Here is a 23,121-nt window from a genome sequence, read left to right as displayed (position 1 = left end):
TCACTGGAAATCAATTGGCGTAAAAATCTTTTTATTGCCTGGATTGGCTGCTTTTTCGTAGGTGCTAGTCTTTCGTTAGTGGTTCCCTTTATGGCTCTATTTGTGGAGGAATTGGGGGTGAAAGGTCCGGCAGTTCCTTTTTATGCTGGGATTGCAGTCGCCTCCTCCTCTTTGACTTCCGCTCTAATGGCCCCAATCTGGGGGAGTTTGGCGGACCGTTATGGTCGGAAACCCATGATGTTGAGAGCCTCGATTGCTATGACCTTGACCATGGGAGGAATTGCTTTTGTCCCTTCCGTCTTTTGGTTGCTGCTCCTACGCTTATTAAATGGTGTCTTCTCAGGCTTTGTGCCTAATAGCACGGCTCTCATTGCCAGTCAGGTACCAAAGAATCAATCTGGATATGCTCTAGGAACCTTATCGACGGGAACCGTTGCCGGTACCTTGATGGGCCCCTTGTTGGGGGGATTGATCGCAGAGCAATTTGGTATGCGGAATGTCTTTCTCCTCGTTGGTTTTTTCCTCTTTCTTGTCTCTGTCTTGACTTGGTGGGGCATTGAGGAAGACTACCAACAAATATCGAAAGAGGAGCACCTTTCAAGCTGGGAATTACTGGCTTCTATCCAGCATAAGGACATTTTACTGGGCCTCTTTTTGACCAGTATGACCATTCAGATGATCGGTCAGTCCATTTCTCCCATTCTTCCACTCTATGTGAGAGAACTTGGCCAGAGCGACAATGTTATTTTTGTATCTGGACTGATCGTATCAGCGATGGGGATTTCCAGTATCCTAACATCGGGATGGATGGGAAAGCTCGGAGATAAAATTGGCAACCATCGCCTCTTACTTTTATCTCTTCTCTATAGTGGCATCCTCTACATCTTCTGTGCCCTTGCTCAGACCCCTTTTCAATTAGGCCTTCTTCGCTTCCTATTTGGAATTGGAACAGGAGCCTTAATGCCCGGAGTGACGGCTCTCTTAAACCGCATGACTCCCAAGGAAGGAATTTCTCGGATTTTTAGTTACAATCAGCTCTTCTTTTATGTTGGGGGAGTTCTTGGTCCCCTGATGGGCTCTAGTATTGCCATGCATGTCAATTACCATTGGGTATTCTATGGGACTGCTATCCTAGCCTTTATAGATTTGGCCTTCCTTTTATTCATCTTTAGAAAGTATTTGAAAGTGAGAGAAATCAGTGCGCATTAAAGTACAACTAACCTGCACGAGCTGTGGTAGTCAGAATTATTTGACAAGTAAAAATATGAAGACACACCCTGAAAAAATTGAAGTTTTGAAGTATTGTCCCAAAGAGAGAAAAGTGACATTACATCTTGAAACAAAATGATTTTTATGGTAAAATAGATAAGATTTTAAGGAGTTTTTTAATTATGACTAAACCGTTGATTACTATTTTATTGGTACTATCTGTATTAATTGTTATTGCTATCTTCATGCAACCAACTAAAAATCAATCTAGCAACGTATTCGATGCAAGCTCAAATGACTTATTCGAACGTTCAAAAGCTCGTGGATTCGAAGCAGTCATGCAACGTTTAACAGGAGTCATGATTTTCCTTTGGTTACTGATTGCGATGATTCTAATGGTATTATCCAGTAAATAAGATAGGCTTAGACATTGTCTTTGCCTATTTTTTCATCTATGGGTCGTTTGATAGGGAGTTTGTCACTTGTAAAGAAATCTCTCTGAAAGAAAGAAAATAAAGGAGGCTGGGTGACCAGCACAAGATATGAAAAGTAAAATTATTGATTATTTAAAACAGGAGGGAAAAGCTCAGGTTGATCAATTGGCTCAAGCCATTGGGAGTACTGACGCCAAAGGTTTTCGTGAACTGATTAAGACCATTTCGCTGATGGAGCGACGTCGTCAACTAACCTTTGAAGAAAATGGTTTTTTAAGTCTCCTTGATGCCAAGCCAAAAGGCGTCATTACTGTGAAAGGGATTTTCCATGCTCATAAGAGTGGCTTTGGATTTGTCAGCTTAGAGGGGGAAGAAGAGGACCTTTTTATTGGACGAAATGATGTCAACCATGCCATTGATGGGGATACAGTTGAGGTTGTCATCACCAAGGTAGCCGATCGGCAAAAGGGGACCGCGGCAGAGGGGAAAATCATTGATGTCTTGGAGCACAGCCTCCAAACAGTCGTCGGCCAAATCGTTTTGGATGAGGAAAAACCCAAATATGCAGGCTACATCCTTTCAAAGAATCAAAAGATTAGTCAACTCATTTACGTGAAAAAACCTGCCCTACAATTAGAGGGAACGGAAGTTCTCAAGGTAGCTATTGAACAGTATCCAAGTCGGAAGCACAACTACTTTATAGCCTCAGTACAAGATGTGGTTGGGCATGTGACAGATCCTGGGATCGATGTCTTGGAAGTTTTAGAGTCTATGGATATCGTCTCAGAATTTCCAGAAGCAGTCCTCAAAGAAGCAGAAAGCATCCCAGACCAGCCTAGTGAGAAGGATATGGAGGGACGTTTGGACCTTCGAGATGAAATCATCTTTACCATTGATGGTGCCGATGCCAAGGACTTGGATGATGCGGTTCACATCAAGCGCTTGGAAGGTGGGAATTTTGAGCTTGGCGTTCACATAGCAGATGTCTCTTATTATGTAACCGAAGGTTCTGCCTTGGACAAGGAAGCCCTCAACCGCGCGACCTCTGTCTATGTCACAGACCGGGTCGTGCCCATGTTACCTGAGCGTCTATCAAACGGGATTTGTTCCTTAAACCCTCAAGTGGATCGCTTGACCCAATCAGCCATTATGGAGATCGACCAGCGTGGTCGGGTCCTTCGCTACCAGATCACCCAAACGGTCATTAAAACGACTTTCCGTATGACCTATAGCGATGTCAATGAGATCATTGCTGGGGACCAGGAGAAGCGTGAGGAATACCAAGCTATTGTGCCAAGTATCGAAGCCATGGTTGCTCTTCATCAGATCTTAGAAGGAATGCGGGAAAAACGAGGAGCTCTGAACTTTGATACCAGTGAAGCAAAAATCCTAGTCAATCCTCAAGGAAAACCAGTAGACATCGTCTTGCGCCAACGTGGGGTTGCAGAACGGATGATTGAATCCTTCATGCTGATCGCCAATGAGACAGTAGCAGAGCATTTTGCCAAACGAAAACTTCCCTTTATTTACCGGATTCACGAAGAACCCAAAGCAGAGAAAGTGCAAAAGTTTATCGATTATGCTTCTAGTTTTGGCCTTCCAATTTATGGGACAGCTAGTTCCATGAGTCAGGAAACCTTGCAGGACATCATGAAGAAGGTAGAAGGGGAACCCTATGCTGATGTCTTGTCTATGATGTTGCTTCGTTCCATGCAACAAGCGCGTTATTCCGAGCACAACCACGGCCACTATGGGCTAGCAGCTGAGTTCTATACTCACTTCACCAGTCCGATTCGCCGGTATCCAGACTTATTAGTCCACCGCATGGTGCGAGAGTATGGAAAAGATTCTGAAGTAGCTAGTCATTTTGAACAGGTCATTCCAGATATTGCTAGCCAATCCTCTAGTCGGGAACGCCGCGCCATTGATGCCGAACGGGAAGTAGAAGCCATGAAGAAGGCAGAGTACATGGAAGACTATGTTGGCGAAGAGTACGATGCTTTGGTGTCCAGTGTCGTCAAGTTTGGTCTCTTTGTTGAATTGCCAAATACCGTAGAAGGTTTGATCCACATCACCACCTTACCTGGTTTTTATCATTTTAACGAGCGAGATTTGACCTTGCGTGGGGAAAAATCAGGCGTGACCTTCCGTGTCGGTCAGGAGATCCGAATCAGGGTCGAAAGAGCGGATAAGATGACTGGCGAGATTGATTTTTCTTATATCCCAAGTGAGCTGGATTTGATTGAAAAAGTCACTAAAACATCGGGTCGTAAAGATCGAAATGGACACTCTAAGCGCGCTTCTTCTAAGAAAGAAGAACGAAAGCAAGGAGGCATTAGAGAGAACAAGCGCAAGCATTCTTCAAAAGACAAGAAGAAAAAGAGTAAGAAACCTTTTTACAAGGAAGTAGCTAAGAAAGGAGCTAAGCATGGCAAAGGGCGAGGGAAAGGTCGTCGCACAAAATAAGAAAGCAAGCCACGATTATACAATTGTTGAAACCATTGAAGCAGGAATGGTCCTGACTGGTACAGAAATCAAGAGTGTTCGAGCAGCTCGTATCAACCTCAAGGATGGATTTGCCCAAGTCAAAAATGGGGAAGTCTGGCTCAGCAATGTTCATATTGCTCCCTATGAGGAAGGCAATATCTGGAACCAAGACCCAGAGCGTCGTCGCAAACTCTTGCTGCATAAGAAGCAAATTCAAAAGTTGGAGCAGGAGACTAAAGGAACAGGGATGACTCTAGTTCCCCTTAAGGTTTACCTTAAGGATGGCTACGCCAAGCTCTTGCTGGGCTTAGCCAAAGGGAAGCACGATTATGACAAACGTGAATCCATCAAACGGCGGGAGCAAAATCGTGACATTGCTCGTGTCATGAAGCAATACAATACGCGTTAAAGTAAGAAATAGGAACAGCTGAAGCAAGGGCTGAAAACTGTTCCTATTTTTAAATTTCCTTTCTTGAAACCGCTTGCATTATTATCTGGATAAGAGTATACTGAAGGTAGCGTTGGTATAGTTGTTTTTCGTCGGCTTGAAAATGATTTTCTAGCCTCTTTTGTAGTCATAAAGGAGATCGACTATGAGAAAACTACTGGTCAAACTGATGATTGCTTTGATGGCCTTTGCCTTGATTCCAGTTCAAGTTGCGCAGGCCTGCTCAGCCTTCATTGTTGGGAAGGAACTCACGACAGATGGTTCCATGCTCTTTGGGCGGACTGAAGACTATCCTTATGCTCCCGATGGTGGTCGCCACAATAAAACTTACGAAGTGGTACCTGCCAAAGACTATAAGGATGGGGATATGTTGGAGGACGAATCCAACGGCTTTGCTTATCCCCACTTGAGTCATGAAATGAAATATACCGCAACTTATGATGCAGCCCATGGAGATGGTTCCAACGGGAATTTCGGAGCACACGGCTTTAACGAAGCGGGCGTTTCCATGACTTCTACCGTATCTGCAACCCCACACGATAAGATTTTGGAAGCAGATCCACTTGTGAAAAATGGCTTGGCTGAAGCTGCTATGGTAGACTTGGTTCTCCCACGTGCCAAAACAGCTCGTGAAGGAATTGAGTTGGTTGCCAAGGTACTTGATGAAAAAGGATCTGCCGAAGGAAACATCATTGTCGTAGCAGATAAAGATGAACTCTGGTACATGGAAATCCTCTCTGGTCACCAATATGTAGCCATTAAATTCCCTCAAGACCGCTATGCCATCTTTGCCAATACCTACTATCTAGGACATGTGGATTTCAAGGACAAGGACAATGTCATTGCTTCAAAAGATGTGGAAGCAGTTGCTAAAAAGGCAGACCACTACAAGACTGATAAAGATGGTAACTTCCATATTGCAGACTCATATGGTCCAGATGAATATACCGAACGCAACCGCTCACGGACCTATGCAGGGATTACCTTGATGGATCCTAAAGCGGACATCAAATATGATGATAAGCACTTTGACCTCTTGCACAAACCAACGGATCCTTCTAAAAAGTATAGTCTAGAAGATGTTTTCGCTGAACAACGGAACCGGTTCGAACACCTCAAACAATACACACCAGATGACTTAGTGGAACCAGGTAAAGAAGTCGATACCAATAAATACAAATATGCTTTGGGAAATGAAAACGTCATTAACGCCCACGTATACCAAATTAAGAAGGACTTGCCAACACCATTTGGTGGTGTTGTTTGGTTAGGTCTCGCTCAAAGCCGGAACACGCCTTATGTGCCATTCTATGGTATTGTCAACGATACCTACGCACCATTCAAAGTTCGCTCTGCCAAATATGATCCAACTTCTTGGTATTGGGCTGTTTGGCATATTGACCAAATGGTCATGAAATACCCAGATCTATTTGGTAATAGCATCCAAGAGAAGTGGAAAGAATTGGAAAAAGGCTGGATCAAAGAACAAGCAGCTTTGGATCAAAAATACAGTGGACTCACTGATGACCAAGCGAAAGCTACTGCAGACGAAGTAACAAGTGACTCACTTAAACGTGCGGAAACTATCTTCAAACAAATCAAGCAAGTTGAAAGTGAGATGGAAGATAAGATTCGTACAGAAAAAGGTTTGGAAGCAGACTTTGTTTATGATGGCTATAACAAGGCCAATCTGGTCGCAGCAGCTCAAGCTAAAAAAGATGCATCGAAAGAGACAGAAAAGAAGGAAGAAACAGCTTCTAGTCAATCATCTAGCAAGGCAAGTGATTCAAACAGCAGTTTATCTGCCGTCTTAGGAGTTTTGGCTATTGCAGGATTTGGCTTGGCAGGTTTCTACTTTAAAAAATCAAAAAAGAATGAAAATGAAGAATAAGTAGACTGAGACTGCTAAATCAGCATCCTGCCTCAACTGGATTCTATGAGAGTGGAATAGAAGTCTTCACAAAAGAAGCTTGTAATTCCACTCTTTTTATTGTTATTTGCATGCAATTTTTGTATGATAGGGATAGATAGAAAGAAGGAGAAGAAACGGATGCCTGAAAAATTAATTGCTTATAAACGGATGCCTTTGTGGACCAAGGATACCATGCCTGAAGCAGTCCAAAGAAAACACAATACCAAAGTAGGTACTTGGGGAAAGATTACCGTTCTCAAAGGAAAACTCAAGTTTGTTGAGCTGACGGAAGATGGGGAAGAAGTAGCCAGCCATGTGTTTGAGGCAGGTGCGGATAACCCGATGGCACAACCTCAAGCTTGGCACCGCGTAGAGGCCCTTACAGATGATGTGGAATGGTTTTTGGAATTCTACTGTGAACCCAAAGATTATTTTCCCAAAAAATATAATAGCAATCCCGTCCATTCAGAAGTGCTAGAAGCCATGGAGTCCCTTTCTCCAGGCAAGGCCTTGGATTTGGGGTGTGGACAAGGACGAAACGCTCTCTTTTTAGCCCAACATGGCTTTGAAGTGACAGCAGTCGATCAAAATGAATTGGCCCTAGAGATCCTACAAAGTATTGTAGAGCAAGAAGATTTGGAAATGACTGTGGGACTCTATGATATCAACTCAGCGAACCTAAAACAAAGTTATGACTTGATTGTTTCAACGGTTGTCCTCATGTTCTTGCAAGCGGATCGCATTCCGGCGATTATTCGAAATATGCAAGACCAGACCAATCCAGGTGGCTATAACTTGATCGTTTGTGCCATGGATACAGAGGACTATCCTTGCCAGGTTCCTTTCTCCTTTACTTTTAAGGAAGGCGAGCTAGCAGACTACTACAAAGATTGGGAACTCGTTAAATACAATGAAAATCCAGGGCATCTGCACCGACGTGATGAAAATGGCAATCGAATTGCCTTACGCTTTGCGACCATGCTAGCCAAGAAAATATAAATAGCTCTCTAGACAAGGACACCCTTGCAGTCGTCCTTGTCTTTTTATATCTGAAAACTTTCTGAAAATACTTGATTTTTTACAGAAAAGGAGTAGACTGTTAGTGTATCTTTCAAGAATTTTGAGGAGAAGCGCGTGAAACTATATGTTCAACTGATGATTATCTTTACCATCTCTTTGATTGGGGAAGGGATATCGACCCTCTTTCATTTGCCAATTCCAGGAAGTATTATCGGTCTACTGATTTTATTTCTTTGCTTGCAGTTGAAATGGCTTCGTATCCGCCATGTGAATCTGGTCGGATCTTTTCTCTTAGCCAATATGACGATTTTATTTTTACCTCCAGCGGTTGGGATTATGGATAAGTTTGATGTTATCCAGCCTTATTTATTGCCCATCGTATTGATTATTTTAGGGGCTATCATCATCAATGTAACCCTTATTGCCTTAGTTGTCGGTTTTATCAAGACAAGGTATGAGGGGGATTATGAAGGAGGGAAAAAATAATGGAAAGTTTGTGGTCAAATCCTCTCTTTGGGATTTCTTTATCAGTCTTTGCCTATCTGATTGGGATGATGATTTTTCGTCGTTTTCCCCATCCCATCACGACCCCCCTCTTAGTTGCAACGGTCTTGATCATTGGTTTCTTAAAGCTGACAGGGATTTCCTATAAGGCCTATAATATTGGCGGGACCTACCTCAGTAATTTGATTGTGCCCTCAACGGTTGTCCTGGGAATTCCCTTGTATAAGAGTTTCCATTTGATGAAGCACCATGCCAAGAGTATTCTTCTTAGTAGTTTTCTAGCAGTAGTAGTCAACACGCTTTTTACAGCTGTCTTGGCTAAGCTTTTTGGGATGAAGTACTTTCTAGCTATTTCCCTCTTTCCTAAGTCTGTGACAACAGCCATGGCAGTGGGGATTTCTGAAAAAATGCAGGGAATAACTACCATTACCCTAGTTGTCGTTGTAGCGACAGGTATCCTGACAAGTGTCCTAGGACCAACGATTCTTAAGTTCCTAAAAGTAGAGGATCCTGTTGCCATTGGTTTGGCCCTTGGGGGTACAGGTCATGCGGTGGGGACTGGTACAGCCTTTCAGTATGGTCAAGTAGCCGGAGCTATGGGTGGCTTAGCAATTGGGATAACTGGCGTTTTCTACGTCTTTATAAGTCCCCTTGTCGCGAGCCTGATTCTTTCCTAAAAAGGTAGAGAGTATTCAGAAAAAGCTTGGAAGAAGTTCCGAGCTTTTTTGTATACAGTTAGATAGAGAAGGTTGTTTAATAATTTGAAGGTCAAACAATTTTCAGATAGATTACTAATTGATTACAGTCGTTGTAAGCGCTTGCCAAACTTTGGTTCAAAAGGTATACTAAAAGAGGTTATACGGTTAATATCTAGTTAAAGGAGTTCAATATGAAGAAACGTTATGCTCGATCAGCCTTGGGCTTGATCACTGCTCTCTTCCTCTTTGCCCAACCGGTAGAGGCCTGTACAGGTTTTATCATCGGTAAAAAGTTAACAGCAGATGGGAATGCTTTGTACGGACGTACGGAGGACTTAGAACCAAACCACAATAAGAACTTTGTGGTCAGAGAACGAACTTATAACAAGAAAGGGGAGGTCTTTGAAGATGCCACCAATGGCTTTAAGTATGAGCTCCCAGAAGTAAGTTATAAATATACAGCTGTCCCAGATGTTACACCAGAACAGGGTGTATTTGATGAAGCTGGTTTTAATGAGCATGGTGTGTCCATCTCGGCGACCGTCTCAGCTTCAGCAAATGACAACATTAAAAAGGTCGATCCTTATGTAGAGGACGGCTTGGCTGAGTCTGCCCTCACCACTGTCGTTCTTCCAAGTGTCAAAACGGCTCGTGAAGGAGTCGAGCTCATTGCGAAAATTGTGGAAGAAAAAGGGGCAGCAGAAGGAAATATTGTGACGATCGCGGACAAGGAAGGTATCTGGTACATGGAGATCCTTTCTGGTCACCAATATGTAGCGATTCTCTTCCCAGAAGATCGCTATGCAGTCTTTCCAAATACCTTCTTCTTAGGACATGTTGATTTTTCAGATAAGGAACGGACTATTGCCTCGAAGGATGTTGAAAAAGTCGCCCGTGATGCAGGAACCTATAAAGAAATCGATGGCCAGTTCCATGTGTCTCAATCCTACAATCCACCTTTGCATGAGGCAGATCGTTCTCGTGTTTGGTCTGGTATTAAGTCACTGGATCCAGATGCAGATGTGAACTACGATGACGAGTATTTTGACTTGATGCATACAACGGATCGGAAATTGACGCTACGTGATGCGATGAATCTCCAACGCAATCGGTTAGAAGGAACAGACTTCAAACCACAAGATCAAATGGAGTTAGATGGAAAAGGGATTCCAGAAAAAGGGAAGTTTGATGAAGTCTATAAATACCCGATTTCGAACCCGAATGTCATGGAAGCCCATATTTTCCAATTAAAGGACAATGTTCCTGATAGTGCTGGTGGGGGAACTATGTGGTTAGCGATGGGAAGCCCACGAAATGCTCCTTACCTGCCTTACTATGGCAATATCACCAATACCTACCAAGCCTATCAAGAATTAGGGACAGCCTATAATCCCCAATCTTGGTATTGGACCATGTCTCGCATTAATGATTTAGTTGCCAAATATCCTGATTTGTTCGGAGATGGAGCCATCCGTACTGAAATGGAACGCCTAGAATCTCAATGGATGGCTGAGCAAGAAATCAGTGACCAAGAACAAATTGCCCTCGCTTCGCAGCCAGAGCAGGCGAGCCTAAAAGCGACAGAAACGAGCATGACTCGAGCTCAAAAGACCTTCGATCGTCTGCAAGAAATTCGTCAAGAAGCAGAAGAAAAGGTGATTGCTCAATATGGACAAGGTGCTATTGACGATTTAACAGATGAAGAAGATGCAAACCAAGAAGAAGAAATCAATTTGGTACCATTTGATTATGACTTCGTCATCACGATTGGCTTAGCCCTTGTGACAGTGATAGGAGTAGGAATTTTCTTCATTAAATCAAAGAAAGCAAAGGGAGGTAAGAAGGATGAATAAGTTTCAACGAATATTGCTCTTCCTATTTTTGGTCTTAGCAGGGATTGGGATGGAGTTTGAGCTAGGCTCTCTCTCTCAACAAGAATTTAAACAAGTAGCAGGAAGAGATTTGGTATTAAATCTGCTCGTTTTAGCGGTGATTGTCGTTCCTCTTTATCTCTTTATTAAGCGACTTGCAAAAAGATTTGAGGTTCCTCTTCTTGTTTTGTGGGCGACCATGTTTGGTGGTGCTTTTGTTGCTGGCTGGCTCAGTTTTTCAGGGAACAGCCTCATTGACCATTTCAATAGTCATCTCATTCAGGATGTTAGTACCTTTAATAAATGGACAGATGCTTTGACAGCACCTTTTTCTGAAGAATTTTTCAAAGCTCTGGTGGCCTTCTGGATCCTCTTGATTTTGGGTCGTAAGGATTTGAAATCGATTTTAATTGCCGGCTTTGGATCTGGTCTTGGTTTCCAAATCATTGAAGATCTAGGTTATGTGGCGCGTCAAACGCGAACTGGAGACCTCTCAGCAGTAACAGAGGCAGTGAACCGCATTTCTGGTGGTTTAGCATCTCATGCAGTCTACACAGCTGTTGTATCTGTTGGAGCCTTTCTCATCCTGTCTCAGTGCACCAAGCAAAAAGAAAAGCTCTTTGGTCTCTGGTGTGTAGTTTCCACGGTGACCAATCACTTCTTATGGAATTCCCCATTCTATGAAACAGACCATCGGGTCAATATTTTGGTAGGCTTGCTCTTTGCCTTCCAAGTGGGAACCTTTATTGAGGTCGTGCTCTTTACTCATAAAAATCCGAATCTAAACCTTTTAAAGAAACAGTAAGAGATGGATTTGGTAGTCAGGAAATAAAAAATAGTCTGGGACAACATTGTTCTCAGTCACAAAAAAGCTAGAGATTTCCAATTGTGGAACTCTAGCTTTTTAATTTTGAGTCATTCTCTTATTGTATTTGAGGAGGTTATTGGCCATGAGAACCAATCCCATGTCAATTTTAACCTGTCATTTGCCTCTTAGATTACATCTCTTGTAACCCAAACAAGCCTTTGTCTGCCCAAAGACAGGTTCCACATTAACCTTGCGTTGGGCAAAGATGTGACTGCCTTCGACAGATAAAAGCGCTTGGCTTTCTTTTACTTTTAGGAGCTGATACCTCTCATTCACATAGAGCCCCTTTTGTGAAGCCAAGTCAGCTTGTTCTGCCTTATAAACCCTAATTTCCTGTCTAAAATCTGTTGTGGTATGGTTGTGTTTGAGGTGATCAAACTGCTATACCCAACTCTCTGGATGGGTGTAGGTATCTGTTGTTTCATCGTAAGTCCAATTATCCAAATTCCTATCAGATTCTTTGTGTTTTTTCTTCTGTTCCTTGTCAAAAAGACTATATTTAATCAAATGCTCAATACCCATCCTATCCAAGTTGATAAGATCTGGCAAATATTTTTAAACGCTTGTTAGACCTAAAGGTTCCACTAGTTGGCGGAGCTGATCATGGCTATAGTGAAGCTGTCTATCTAGAAGATTTAGAGAGCAATGGCATTGAACTCAACAGAGACAAGCCTGTGAACGAGTGGGATATTCGTGAGGATGGTCGAATTACTGGAATCACAGAAGAGCTGTCTGCGCAAGAAATCTATGAATTAGGCAAAGAACTTGATCCTTTTGTGATCGCAGAAGGCACTCGCATGGGCCATGTTTACCTATCTGTTAAAAATAGCCGAGAGGCATATGCATTTTATCAAGAGTCTCTAGGTCTTGAGGATAAATTCACGATTCCACATGTCAGTTGGATAGCATCAGGGAATTATCACCATCATCTAGCAGTAAATGAATGGGGTGGTAAAAACTTAGCTCCTCGTGAGAATGGAATGGTAGGTCTTGCCTACTATTTGGTTGAAGTTGAGAATAAAGAGTTTTTGGTCAATTTGCTTACGCAAGCTCAGAGAAACAAGGCTAGAACCCACTGGATTTCTCTTTCTGAATTCTCCATTACAGATAAAGATGGAATTATAACGAGAGTCAGAGTGGAGAACTAGAAGTCTTTGTCTTTAAGATAAATGCTCCTTTTGACAAAGGACTGTATTAGAGATATAATGTAGAAAAATCGTTTTAGGATAAAGATATGACAAGATCAAAGTACATTACACGCCTCAAACGCTCAGAAGGTCAATTGCGAGGTATTCAAAAAATGATGGAGGAAGAGCGTGATTGTATTGATATCATTACTCAATTAACAGCAGTGCGGTCCAGTGTTGATCGTATTATTGAACTGATGATAACGGAGAATTTAACAACTTGTATTAACGACCCTTTAGAGGATCCTCAAGCACAGAAGGAAAGATTGGAAAAGGCGGTTAAATACTTGATTAAACGCAAGTAATAAAAAACATACGTTTCTCTTAAATAGTGAACAAATGATTAAAAGAGCAGTTGGTTTTCTTGAAATTAGACCAATTGCTCTTTTTGATTTTTATTTATTCAACATCACCAGGCCAAGCGCTCATACCACCTCGGACGTTGATAACATCATAGCCTTTTTTCTTGAGCTTTTTAGCAGCCATCTTGCTTCGAACACCGGAATGACAAATGACATAAAGTGTTTCATTTGTCGCAGGTGTGTAAGCTCCGATTTCGGTTAGAGGAACATTCTTGGCGTTTTTGATATGGCCTCTACGGAATTCCGTAGGCGTCCGCACATCCAGTAGCTGAATTGGTTCCTTGAGTTTAGCTTCTAATTCGCTGGTAGAAATACTATCAATTTTTGTAAATAAGTGAAACATAGGCACCTCCGATATACCCTTATGGGGTATATTAAACCACTAAGCAACGCTTTTGTCAAGTAAGTTGAATTGATTAGTATTGTTTCTTTTTCAGTATACAAGATGCCAACTTACAAACTAAAGAGTTGGTTGATAGGTTAATGAATAGAACCTGTCTTATTTATTCAACAACTACTTGTCTAGAAAATTACCTTTTCTGAAAACAGACCACATGCTCTGTTGTAAAATGAAGTGCAACACAAAATACATGTTCATCTGATATACTAGAGTTTCGAAAAACAGTATAAAGGAAGATGAACATGTCTGCTAATTATCCTACCACAAATCAATCCTACAAGTACTTATCTGAAGCTGAACGAGGGAAATTGAAGCTTATTTAAGCGTAGGACTCAAACCTGCTTACAACCTACAAATCGCTACTGAAAATCAGTTCGTCCTTCACGATGACATCTATCAAAATCCAACAGATACCAGAACGCTGTTGCCATTTTTAGAAACCTATACACATGAGTTAAAAAGAGCTGTCGCCGATGCGGGATACGGTAGCGTGGAGATTCTTCTTACCTTAGATAGGATGGGTATTGAGCATTTTATTAAATATAGTCTTTTTGACAAGGAACAGAAGAAAAATACAAAGAATCTGATATGAATCTGGATAATTGGACTTACGATGAAACAACTGATACCTACACCCATCCAGAGAGTTGGGTATACCAGTTTGATCACCTCAAACATAGGCATAGCACAACAGGTTTTAGACAGGAAAATATGGTTTATAAGGCAGAACAAGCTGACTTGGCTCCATAAAAGGGGCTCTATGTGAATGAGAGGTATCAGCTCTTAAAAGTAAAAGAAATCCAAGCGTCAGGTAATAAATGACATGGGATTAGTACTCATGGCCAATAATCTCCTCAAATACAATAAGAAAACTACTCAAAATTAAAAAGCTAGAGGTCCATAATTGGAAATCTCTAGCTTTTTTGTGGCTGAGAACAATGTTGTCCCAGACTATTTTTTACAGTGACTATTCGTTTTCTTCTTTTTTCTTTAGACCAAAGAAGGCTAAGACGGATGTCAACAGAGCGAGCATGTAGATAGCAGGAGAGTCGGAAGTTCCTGTTTCTGGTAGAGTAGCAGCTGCTGGTTTAAATGTTTTTGCTGAGGTGAAGGACAGGTGATGGTTGTTGGCCTTGATCTGTGTATCGTCCTTAGCAGATGTAAAAGTATTCTTTGTTTGGCTAGCTAGTTGATTAGGAGAATTCGTACCAACTAGAGCTGGAATATATGTTTGATCCATTTTACCGGTAGATGGGATAACTGGTTGGTTATTGCTTCCTGGGTAGGACTTAGGATTAGCAGGATCTGTTCCTTGTTTGATTTCCTCAATATCTGCCACACCATCTCCATCTGTATCTTTGCTAGCAGAAATAGAAATGGTACGAGAATTTGGATTGATGGTTGCATAGGCTGTGAGATCTGCCTTAGCAAGGTAATCTGCAAAGGCAACGTCCATGGAAGGACCTTCCTCACGAGCTCCACCTAACATGGTGTAGCCATCCCCACCTGCTGCTAAGAAGTCATTAGTAGTCAAGTAATAATCTTTAGCAAGGTTGAGCGGTTCATATTGACCAGTTTCTGGGTTTTTAATTTCGATATAGAGGACGCGTTTTTCAGCTGGTAGGGTTGTATCGTAATAAACTTTTGCTCCAGAGACTTGGAGGAAGCCACCGCTTGGTTCAAGAAGGGGTTGACCGTTTTCGTCAAGAACGGTTTTGCCATCTTTTTCTTGTAAAATGGATCCAAGAGATTTAGCAAACATATCAGCAATATCCTGACCAGTTACTTTAATTTGAGAGATGGTATTCCCAAATGGAAGAACAGCAATGACGCTTCCTTTGGTGATTGGCTTGTCTTTAGCGATGGTTTCGCGTAAGCCACCACCGTTGGTTACAGCAAGGTCTGTCTTATGGCTAAAACCAGTTTGACCATATTCGTAGAGGGCATCTGCCACGACATTTCCTAGGTTGGTTTCACGGACACGGACATTTTCCCGTTGACCGTTTAGTTCTACCGGACTATTGTCACGAACGATTTTTGCATTCTCAGCATCGTATTGTTCCTTGATCTTTTGGACCATGGCAGCTACTTTGGCATTTGGCACGACATTTTTTGTTGAAGCTGCTGAAATTTGTTGAGGGTTTCCAAGCAATTGGTTAGCCTGGTAGGTGATTTTACCGATATTGTTCAGGTAGCTACCAGTTTGGTTATAGGTCACGTTTTCTCCGTATGTAGTTGATTGAACAGTATGGGAATGCCCATCAATAACGGTGACACGTTTTCCTTTCAGTTTTGAGTTTTTAGAAAGTTCTTCAGCTAAGGTAGATCCTCGCCATTTGATTGGTGTAGTAGTATCTACTCCCAAGTGAGCAAGGACAACATAGTTTTTGTAAGTCTTGCCTTCAGCAGTCGCGCGTGCTTCAATCTCATCAATGACCTTGTTTACTTCTGAAATAGGATCTGTAAAGGTAACACCTTGGACATTCTTAGGGTGAGTTTTAGTGGCTGTTTCAGGCGTTGTCACCCCGATGACGACAAACTCATCCCCAACGACATTCTTATCTTTATCGACGATGGTGGAAGCCTCAAATAAGCGAGCACCGTTGATGTAGGTGTTGGAGCTGAGAAGTGGGAAATTTAAGATTTCTTTGTACTTTTTAGCTTCATCCAGACCAAAATCGAACTCATGGTTTCCGACTGCCATGGCATCGTAGCCAATTTCGTTCAAAATTTTAGCTCGTTCTTCACCTTTAGAACTATTTGAAATCGGTAGTCCTTGGAAGGCATCTCCAGCATCTACGACCAAAGTAGATGGATTTTTCGCACGTTCTTCATCGATGACTGCGGCTAATTTAGCATCACCAATCACACCCTTTTCTTCGACGATCCGACCATGAACATCGTTGGTATGAAGGATATTTGCTTCAGGTAAGTCAGCTGAACTCTCTGTAGCACCTTCTGAAGTAGCTGTATTAGCTTCTGTTGAAGCAGGAGTAGCAGCATCTGTAGCATTTGTGGAAGTAGCAGCTGCTTCAAGGTTAGTTTCTGTAGCTGTTTGCTCATCTGCAGCTACCTGAGAAGCTAGGAAGGCAGGAGCAAGCAATAAGATCGGCAAAAGAAGTTTCTTCTTTTTCATAAACGGTCCTCATTTCTATTTTATTGCATACTAAATATTATAGCTAAAAAGGAAAGAAAAGGAAAACGTTTTCTGATAGTTGGGCAAATAATCTTGTGAGAGCGTTGAGGTTCCAGCTAGTTGCTCTTATCCATAAAAAAAGAAAACTTTCGTTTTCTCATTTTCTTATTCTGTTATGGGTTGGTTCCAAGTGGTAAAGTCAGTCACACTTAATACGACTGTCGCGATTTCGATCGGCTCTTCTTTTGCACCAGTTGACAACCATTTTGTGATTACGGCTTCAATCGTAGCTGCAAAAATCTCAACAGCATACTTATAAGGAACTTGGAATTTATTAACCAAGTGGTCTTTGGCGTGTGGAGTATCGTCAAGAAGTTGCAGGGTGAAATTTTTCATTAGAAAATGAAATTCTTGGTAATCCATCTGCATCAAGGCATAGATAAAGTCATAATTATCTTGAATATATTGAAGTGAGGCAAGAAAATTTGCTCGATTGACGGTGCTTGTAGCGAAAAGTTCTCCCAACTCGCCTAAAAGTTCAGATTTTAGCTGGTTGAACATATCTTGTTTGTCTACATAATGAAGGTAAAAGGTACCTCGATTAATGCCGGCTTCCTTTGTTAGTTGGCTAATTGTAAGGCTTTCAAGTGACTGTTCAAGAAGCAGGCGTGATAGGGCGCTTCGGATAGCATTTTTAGAATTCGTTTTTCTCTTTTTTCGGGTCATAGTTCCTCCTTTATCATGTAGTTTGGTATAAATGTTGTTCACTAATCATCATATTATACAGAAATCAAATTTATTCATCAACAGAATAAAATTTTAGTATCATTCTATAAGTCTAAATAGCTTAAAATCAGGTCTTATTCTTATACTGTGAAAGCCATTTTGGAAGGATTATAAAATTTTTTCCCAGATCTACTTTCAAAGGGGCTATTATATAAAAATGAAAGAAAAACTTGAAATATCAGTTATTTAAACGCAAATAATCATTCATACTTATTTGTTATTATATCACAAACTAAGGAGAGGAGGGCAGATGATGCTTGGAGATTTCTATATCGGGAACTAGATAAGACCAAGCTTTTTCCTTGTCTATTTTTGCATAGAAAAGTATTAGTTTCTTGGATGGCTTTATTCATAAAATAGAGGAAATGCATCCCTCACAAATTTCTTGTTTTTTAGTAGTTTTAAGGGATTGATTGTTCTTGGTCTTCCGGTAAAAAAGGACTATAATAAAGATAGGAACTTGTGTTTAAGTGGGAGAAAAGATATGGCTTATATTGAAATGAAACATAGTTATAAACGCTATCCGTCAGGAGAAACTGACATCATTGCCAATAAAGATGTTACTTTTGAAATTGATAAAGGCGAATTGGTCATTATTTTGGGGGCATCAGGCGCAGGAAAATCAACAGTTCTCAATATTTTGGGAGGTATGGATACCAATGATGAAGGGGAGGTACTAGTGGATGGGAAAGCCATCTCAAGCTTCTCCTCGCACCAACGAACGGATTATCGCAGAAATGATGTTGGTTTTGTCTTCCAGTTTTATAATCTCATCCCTAATTTAACAGCCAAGGAAAATGTTGAGCTGGCTTCTGAAATTGTTTCTGATGCCTTAGACCCTGAACAAGTCTTGAGAGAGGTTGGATTGGGTGAGCGTTTGAACAACTTCCCAGCCCAGCTATCTGGTGGGGAACAACAACGGGTAGCCATTGCGCGCGCAGTGGCGAAGAATCCTAAGATTCTCCTTTGTGATGAACCAACAGGGGCTTTAGACTACCAAACCGGTAAACAGGTTTTAAAGATTCTTCAGGACATGTCTCGTAAAAAAGGGGCAACAGTGATTATCGTCACTCATAATGCTTCTTTAGCGCCAATAGCCGATCGTGTCATTCAGATGCATGATGCCCAAGTAAAATCGGTGACCATCCATAACACTCCACTAGATATTGATAGCCTAGAGTATTAGGGAGGTTGTTCATGAAGCAAAAAGTATATTGGAAAGATCTATGTCATTCCTTTACCAGTTCCAAAGGGCGCTTTTTGTCCATTTTAACGCTGATGATGCTGGGTACCTTAGCCCTGGTCGGTTTAAAAGTAACGACCCCAAATATGCATCGGACTGCCCAGCGCTTTATAGACCAACAAGAGATGCTGGACCTCGCTGTCATGGGAGATCTTGGTTTGGATAAGACTGACCAAGAAGAGCTACAAGGATTGACGGGGGCCAGCTTGGAATTTTCCTACCTGACAGATGTGACGCTTGACGGAAAGGACGAAGCTGTTCGACTTTTTTCCAATCCAGAAACCATCTCACGCTTTCTGCTGACTTCAGGACGGCTTCCGCAGAAGGAAGATGAGGTCGCTCTAGCAGCGTTTTGGAAAGATCGTTACCAGATTGGGGATCAGCTAAGGATACATGAAAAAGCTGGAAGTCCATCTGTTTTAAAGACAAAAAACTATCGAATTGTTGGCTTTGTAAAGTCTGCTGAGATGTGGTCCGAAAAAGACTTGGGCCAAGCTACGAGTGGGAGTGGTTCCTTGGATGCCTATGGTGTCCTCTCAAAAGAAGCCTTTACTAGTCCTGTTTATAGCCTTGCTCGGATTCGGTTTGATGATTTGAGGGGGTTCAATCCATTCTCAACCAGCTATCAAGATCGTCTTGCCTCCCATCAAAAGGACCTGGAAGAACTCTTAGCTGGAAATGGTCAGGAGCGCTATCGAAAGCTACAGGCTGATGGGAAACAAAAGATCCAAAAAGGGCAAGAAGAACTTAATGCTGCCAACAAACAGTTAGCAGACGCACGCGAAAAGGCAGGTCAAGCACAGACACAATTGACGGAGCAATCCAATAAACTGAATCAACTGTCTACACTCTTGCCCAAGGAAGAACTAGAAACAAGGCGACTCGAGTTGGCAAAAGCTCAAAAGCAACTAGATCAGCAATTGGTCAACATTCAGACAGGTGAATCGGAACTAGCAACTAAACAGAAGGACCTGGAAAAGGCCAAGGAAGATCTGAAAAATCTAGAGCAACCAAACTATCATGTCTATGATCGAAAAACCATTCCAGGTGGCCAGGGTTACCTCATGTATAGTAATGCCAGTGCCAGTATCTCCGCCGTAGGCAATCTATTTCCTGTGGTACTCTACGCAGTCGCTGCCATGGTCACGTTTACGACCATGACTCGTTTTGTTGACGAAGAACGGAGCCATGCGGGCTTGTTCAAAGCCTTGGGCTATCGAACAAAAGATATCTTGGCAAAGTTCCTCTTGTATGGCTTGGTTGCTGGAACAGTTGGGACAGGCATCGGAACTCTTCTCGGTCATTATGTTTTATCTGGAACCATTTCGCAAATTATTACGCAGGGGATGGTCGTAGGAACTAGTAAACAGTTTTTTTATGGGTCCTATAGCTTATTAGCCTTGGGGCTCTCCCTTCTTTCTAGCGTCTTTCCAGCTTATCTAGTCGCTAAGAGAGAGTTGAAGGAAGAAGCCAGTCACCTCCTCCTTCCAAAACCGCCAGTTTCCGGATCCAGTATTTTGCTCGAACGCCTTCCGTTTTTGTGGAAACGTCTGAGTTTCACCCAAAAGGTGACCGCTAGAAATATTTTTCGCTACAAACAGCGGATGGTGATGACCATTTTTGGTGTTGCTGGTTCGGTTGCTCTTCTCTTTGCGGGTCTGGGTATTCAATCCTCAGTCGGTGGTGTGCCCCAACGCCAGTTTGGGGAAATCCTCAAGTATGATATGATTCTCTCAACAAAATCCAGTCTGACAGACGAAGAGGAAGAATCCTTGAAGAAGCGCTTGAAGCAAGCAGATATTAAAGAGACAGAAGCCATCTTTACCAAACAAGTGGAGGCTTCTTATCCTTCCGGACGTGGAAAACAAAGCATGACCTTAATGGTGTCCTCTAAAGACAGCTTGGAACCCTTTATCAATCTCCGCTCAGAAGAGGGAAGACTCGACCTATCCAATGGGGCGGTGATTACCAGTAAATTAGCGCAGCTGGCCAAGGTGGGCGTTGGGGATGAATTGCGGATAGATGGCCATACGATTAGGGTGGCTGCGATTACCGAAAATTATGTAGGCCATTTTGTCTATATGAATCAAGCGACCTATCAGAAAACCTATGGAAAAAGTGCTAAGATGAATGCCTATTTGGTCCGATTACAGTCTTCTTATCAGCAGTTCGTCCAGAAGGTCAGTCGGGACATGATGGAAGAAGGGGCGGTGCTTGCTGTTACGCAAAATACTTCCTTGATTTCTCTCTTCAGTTCTGTAGCCCAATCATTGAATAAGACCATGATGATTTTAGTTCTGGTATCTATTTTGCTAGCGATGGTTATTTTGTATAATTTGACCAATATCAATGTGGCAGAACGAATCCGTGAGTTATCCACCATTAAGGTATTAGGTTTTCATCATCAAGAAGTTACCCTTTATATTTATCGAGAAACCATCCTCTTGTCTCTTGTAGGGATAGGATTGGGTTTACTAGGAGGTTTTTATCTCCATCGCTTTTTGATCGCCATGATTGCCCCAGATGCCATTCTCTTTTATCCGCGGGTGGCCCTTGGTGTCTATCTTTATCCTATCGCTGGCGTCATTCTGATCCTAGCTAGCTTAGGAATCTTGGTTAATCATCATCTTCGCAAGGTAGACATGCTGGAGGCTTTGAAATCTGTTGAATAAAAAAGAAACTTCTACCCTAGGGTGGAAGTTTTTTAGAGCTTTGGTATAATGAAAGAAGGAGAAGAGACATGACAAAAATTGCTTTGCTTTCGGATATACATGGGAATACAACTGCTTTAGAGGCTGTGCTTGAAGATGCCAAGCGGGCAGGTGTAGAAGAATACTGGTTATTAGGGGATGTCCTTATGCCGGGGACTGGTAGACGACATCTTTTGAACCTACTTGAAGAATTGCCCATCACCGTACAGATTTTAGGAAATTGGGAAGATAGCTTGTGGCGAGCGATGAAGGGGATGCTGGATCCATCAAGGGCTAGTCACCGCTATTTGATGCGCCATTGTCAGTATATCTTAGAAGAAATTCGTCCAGAAGAAATAGAGGCCATGCAAAGTCTGCCCATGCAAGTGCATCGGAAAGTCTCGGGCTTAAGATTGGGCATCACCCATCATCTGCCAGACAAAAACTGGGGACGCGAATTAATTCATATAGGAGACCAGAAAGATTTTGATCGCCTCGTAACCAATCCCCCTTGTGATATAGCAGTCTATGGTCATATCCACCAACAATTTTTCCGATATGGAAGTGGTGGAGAGCTCATCTTGAATCCGGGGTCTATCGGCCAACCCTTCTTTTTGCAAGCCAATCTTCGAAAGGATCTACGGGCCATGTATGCTATTCTAGAGTTTGATGAATCGGGTTTGAAAGATGTTGACTTTCGGCGGGTGTCCTATGACATTGAGAAAGAACTCCAACTCGCTAAGGATCTGAAACTCCCTTACTTCCAAGTTTACTATGAAAGTTTAGTCAATGGGGTCCACCATACTCATAATCATGAGCTTCTACATGAAATAGCCCAGCGAGAGGGACACAATGTAGAAGTAGACGCATGGTTGAGAGACTTTTTCAATTAGTGTAACAGTTGACATTACAACAAATAAGGGTATAATAGACTAAAAGAAAGAACTTTAACGTCTGAAGAGTAAATGTATCTAGTTACTGATGGTTTTAGATCCAGTTTAAGACATCCCTATCTAGATGGAAGAGAGGAGTATCCATGCAAATTTCAAGTCGTTTTACCATTGGAACCCATGTATTAGTCATGATTGCTTTAAAAGGAGATTGCACCAAGGTGACCAGTGATATGATTGCTGGCAGTGTTGGGGTGAACCCGGTCATTATTCGGAAAACCTTGTCTCAATTAAAAAAGGCAGGCATGATCCATGTGGCGCGTGGAACAGGTGGGGCCGAGATGGCCAAAGAATTGGAAGACATAAGTTTGTTAGATATCTACCAGGCGGTTGAATGCCTTGGGAGGACTGGTCAATTATTTGGCTTCCACGAGCATCCAAATCCAGCTTGTCCGATTGGAAATAGCATCCATGGCGTCCTAGATGGGAGGCTGGAAGAGATTCAGTTAGCTATGGAAAAGGAAATGTCTCAGACCAGCCTCAAAGAAGTGGTGGAGCAAACCAAGAAACAAATGGAGCTAGCAACCGTTTCTTGATTTGAGTTTGTAAGAAACGTGATGTAAAAAGGCCTTTCAGTATATACTGAAAGGCCTTTTTTGTTGAATGAAATGATTTAAAGTTTATCTAATTTTTATTTTTTAATAAATAAGACACTAACTAGAATAAATCCAATTGCATAAATCCATGTCCAGTAACGATTAGGAATGAACATAAAGGAAGAACGATCGCGCAAAGCAATGCGTTGCCCTGTTTCCTCATCAATCATATACCGAACCTGATCGGAAACAAATTTTTTTGTTAGCAAATAATTGACTGCTGCAGCAAGAATCCCCAACATACATCCTAAGATGATACTATCTGTACTCTTATTTACATTAAGATGCAGGAAGGAATAAATCATATTCGCCAAAGCTCC

General features: G+C 42.0%; 20 protein-coding genes and 4 pseudogenes. 19 read left to right on the top strand and 5 right to left on the bottom strand.

Annotated elements, in window-relative coordinates; genetic code table 11:
• Window positions 1–9: 9 nt before the first annotated feature.
• The 11 genes from FJR71_RS04680 (at window position 10) to FJR71_RS04630 (ending at window position 11,388) form a co-directional block, all read left to right on the top strand.
• Entirely contained in the window at window positions 10–1,209 is a 1,200-nt protein-coding gene (locus tag FJR71_RS04680; protein WP_281281321.1) for a multidrug efflux MFS transporter, read from the top strand.
• Complete coding sequence (gene rpmG / locus FJR71_RS04675) at window positions 1,199–1,348, top strand: 50S ribosomal protein L33 (RefSeq protein WP_081453577.1); 150 nt, start codon at window positions 1,199–1,201, stop codon at window positions 1,346–1,348. The genes FJR71_RS04680 and rpmG overlap by 11 nt, the downstream gene beginning before the upstream one ends.
• A 43-nt stretch (window positions 1,349–1,391) precedes the next feature.
• Window positions 1,392–1,625: a preprotein translocase subunit SecG gene (secG, locus tag FJR71_RS04670; protein ID WP_048689602.1), complete on the top strand. Its 234-nt coding sequence runs from the start codon at window positions 1,392–1,394 to the stop codon at window positions 1,623–1,625.
• A gap of 126 nt (window positions 1,626–1,751) precedes the next feature.
• A complete protein-coding gene (gene rnr, locus FJR71_RS04665) occupies window positions 1,752–4,109 on the top strand; it encodes a ribonuclease R (protein WP_140814229.1) in 2,358 nt (785 codons plus the stop codon).
• Window positions 4,072–4,539, top strand: coding sequence for an SsrA-binding protein SmpB (gene smpB / locus FJR71_RS04660; protein ID WP_048689598.1), 468 nt, complete (start codon window positions 4,072–4,074; stop codon window positions 4,537–4,539). The genes rnr and smpB overlap by 38 nt, the downstream gene beginning before the upstream one ends.
• Before the next feature lie 184 nt (window positions 4,540–4,723).
• On the top strand, window positions 4,724–6,469 hold the full coding sequence (locus FJR71_RS04655; RefSeq protein ID WP_140814228.1) for a C69 family dipeptidase: 1,746 nt from the start codon (window positions 4,724–4,726) through the stop codon (window positions 6,467–6,469).
• Between the two features lie 159 nt (window positions 6,470–6,628).
• Entirely contained in the window at window positions 6,629–7,489 is an 861-nt protein-coding gene (gene tehB, locus FJR71_RS04650; RefSeq protein ID WP_048689588.1) for an SAM-dependent methyltransferase TehB, read from the top strand.
• 135 nt (window positions 7,490–7,624) lie between these two features.
• The gene (locus FJR71_RS04645; protein WP_061564218.1) at window positions 7,625–7,996 is read left to right on the top strand and encodes a CidA/LrgA family protein; all 372 of its coding nucleotides are present in this window, start codon (window positions 7,625–7,627) and stop codon (window positions 7,994–7,996) included.
• Window positions 7,996–8,691, top strand: coding sequence for an LrgB family protein (locus FJR71_RS04640; protein ID WP_048689583.1), 696 nt, complete (start codon window positions 7,996–7,998; stop codon window positions 8,689–8,691). The genes FJR71_RS04645 and FJR71_RS04640 overlap by 1 nt, the downstream gene beginning before the upstream one ends.
• A gap of 212 nt (window positions 8,692–8,903) precedes the next feature.
• Window positions 8,904–10,565: a C69 family dipeptidase gene (locus tag FJR71_RS04635; protein WP_048689579.1), complete on the top strand. Its 1,662-nt coding sequence runs from the start codon at window positions 8,904–8,906 to the stop codon at window positions 10,563–10,565.
• Window positions 10,558–11,388, top strand: coding sequence for a PrsW family glutamic-type intramembrane protease (locus FJR71_RS04630; protein ID WP_140814227.1), 831 nt, complete (start codon window positions 10,558–10,560; stop codon window positions 11,386–11,388). The genes FJR71_RS04635 and FJR71_RS04630 overlap by 8 nt, the downstream gene beginning before the upstream one ends.
• A gap of 99 nt (window positions 11,389–11,487) precedes the next feature.
• Here the strand turns inward: FJR71_RS04630 and FJR71_RS10210 are convergent.
• Window positions 11,488–11,994 (bottom strand): annotated as a pseudogene (locus FJR71_RS10210) (transposase); the annotation flags it as partial.
• On the opposite strand from FJR71_RS10210, the pseudogene FJR71_RS04620 reads away from it, so the two are divergent.
• Window positions 11,994–12,599: pseudogene (locus FJR71_RS04620) on the top strand (VOC family protein); the annotation flags it as partial. The pseudogenes FJR71_RS10210 and FJR71_RS04620 sit on opposite strands and share 1 nt — an antisense overlap.
• 86 nt (window positions 12,600–12,685) lie before the next feature.
• Window positions 12,686–12,943, top strand: a complete 258-nt coding sequence (locus tag FJR71_RS04615) for a metal-sensitive transcriptional regulator (protein WP_048689573.1) — start codon at window positions 12,686–12,688, stop codon at window positions 12,941–12,943.
• Window positions 12,944–13,037: 94 nt separating this feature from the next.
• Here the strand turns inward: FJR71_RS04615 and FJR71_RS04610 are convergent, their stop codons facing one another.
• Window positions 13,038–13,343: a rhodanese-like domain-containing protein gene (locus FJR71_RS04610; RefSeq protein ID WP_048689571.1), complete on the bottom strand. Its 306-nt coding sequence runs from the start codon at window positions 13,341–13,343 to the stop codon at window positions 13,038–13,040.
• Between the two features lie 293 nt (window positions 13,344–13,636).
• On the opposite strand from FJR71_RS04610, the pseudogene FJR71_RS10110 reads away from it, so the two are divergent.
• A pseudogene (locus tag FJR71_RS10110) lies at window positions 13,637–13,743 on the top strand (IS30 family transposase); the annotation flags it as partial.
• Window positions 13,732–14,286, top strand: a pseudogene (locus FJR71_RS10205) (transposase); the annotation flags it as partial. The pseudogenes FJR71_RS10110 and FJR71_RS10205, both read left to right, overlap by 12 nt.
• Before the next feature lie 81 nt (window positions 14,287–14,367).
• On the opposite strand, the gene nt5e reads toward FJR71_RS10205, so the two are convergent.
• Both nt5e and FJR71_RS04595 read right to left on the bottom strand, forming a co-directional pair.
• Window positions 14,368–16,536, bottom strand: coding sequence for a cell surface ecto-5'-nucleotidase Nt5e (gene nt5e, locus FJR71_RS04600; RefSeq protein ID WP_140814226.1), 2,169 nt, complete (start codon window positions 16,534–16,536; stop codon window positions 14,368–14,370).
• A gap of 165 nt (window positions 16,537–16,701) precedes the next feature.
• Window positions 16,702–17,262, bottom strand: a complete 561-nt coding sequence (locus tag FJR71_RS04595; RefSeq protein ID WP_048789594.1) for a TetR/AcrR family transcriptional regulator — start codon at window positions 17,260–17,262, stop codon at window positions 16,702–16,704.
• A 544-nt stretch (window positions 17,263–17,806) separates the two neighbouring features.
• On the opposite strand from FJR71_RS04595, the gene FJR71_RS04590 reads away from it, so the two are divergent.
• From FJR71_RS04590 to FJR71_RS04575, 4 genes are all read left to right on the top strand, one after another.
• Window positions 17,807–18,508 (top strand): ABC transporter ATP-binding protein, encoded by a 702-nt coding sequence (locus tag FJR71_RS04590; RefSeq protein WP_140814225.1) that lies wholly within the window; start codon window positions 17,807–17,809, stop codon window positions 18,506–18,508.
• An 11-nt stretch (window positions 18,509–18,519) separates the two neighbouring features.
• Entirely contained in the window at window positions 18,520–21,237 is a 2,718-nt protein-coding gene (locus FJR71_RS04585; RefSeq protein ID WP_140814224.1) for an FtsX-like permease family protein, read from the top strand.
• A 68-nt stretch (window positions 21,238–21,305) separates the two neighbouring features.
• A complete protein-coding gene (locus tag FJR71_RS04580; protein WP_140814223.1) occupies window positions 21,306–22,148 on the top strand; it encodes a metallophosphoesterase family protein in 843 nt (280 codons plus the stop codon).
• Between the two features lie 143 nt (window positions 22,149–22,291).
• Complete coding sequence (locus FJR71_RS04575) at window positions 22,292–22,741, top strand: Rrf2 family transcriptional regulator (RefSeq protein WP_125329075.1); 450 nt, start codon at window positions 22,292–22,294, stop codon at window positions 22,739–22,741.
• A gap of 95 nt (window positions 22,742–22,836) precedes the next feature.
• On the opposite strand, the gene FJR71_RS04570 is transcribed toward FJR71_RS04575, so the two are convergent.
• Complete coding sequence (locus FJR71_RS04570) at window positions 22,837–23,106, bottom strand: cytochrome O ubiquinol oxidase (protein WP_231911649.1); 270 nt, start codon at window positions 23,104–23,106, stop codon at window positions 22,837–22,839.
• Window positions 23,107–23,121: the final 15 nt, after the last annotated feature.

Source organism: Streptococcus xiaochunlingii, assembly GCF_006385805.1.
Classification (GTDB): Bacteria; Bacillota; Bacilli; order Lactobacillales; family Streptococcaceae; genus Streptococcus; species Streptococcus xiaochunlingii.
The sequence above is the reverse complement of the archived record's forward strand: the minus strand, read 5'-3'. Positions and strand labels throughout refer to the sequence as shown.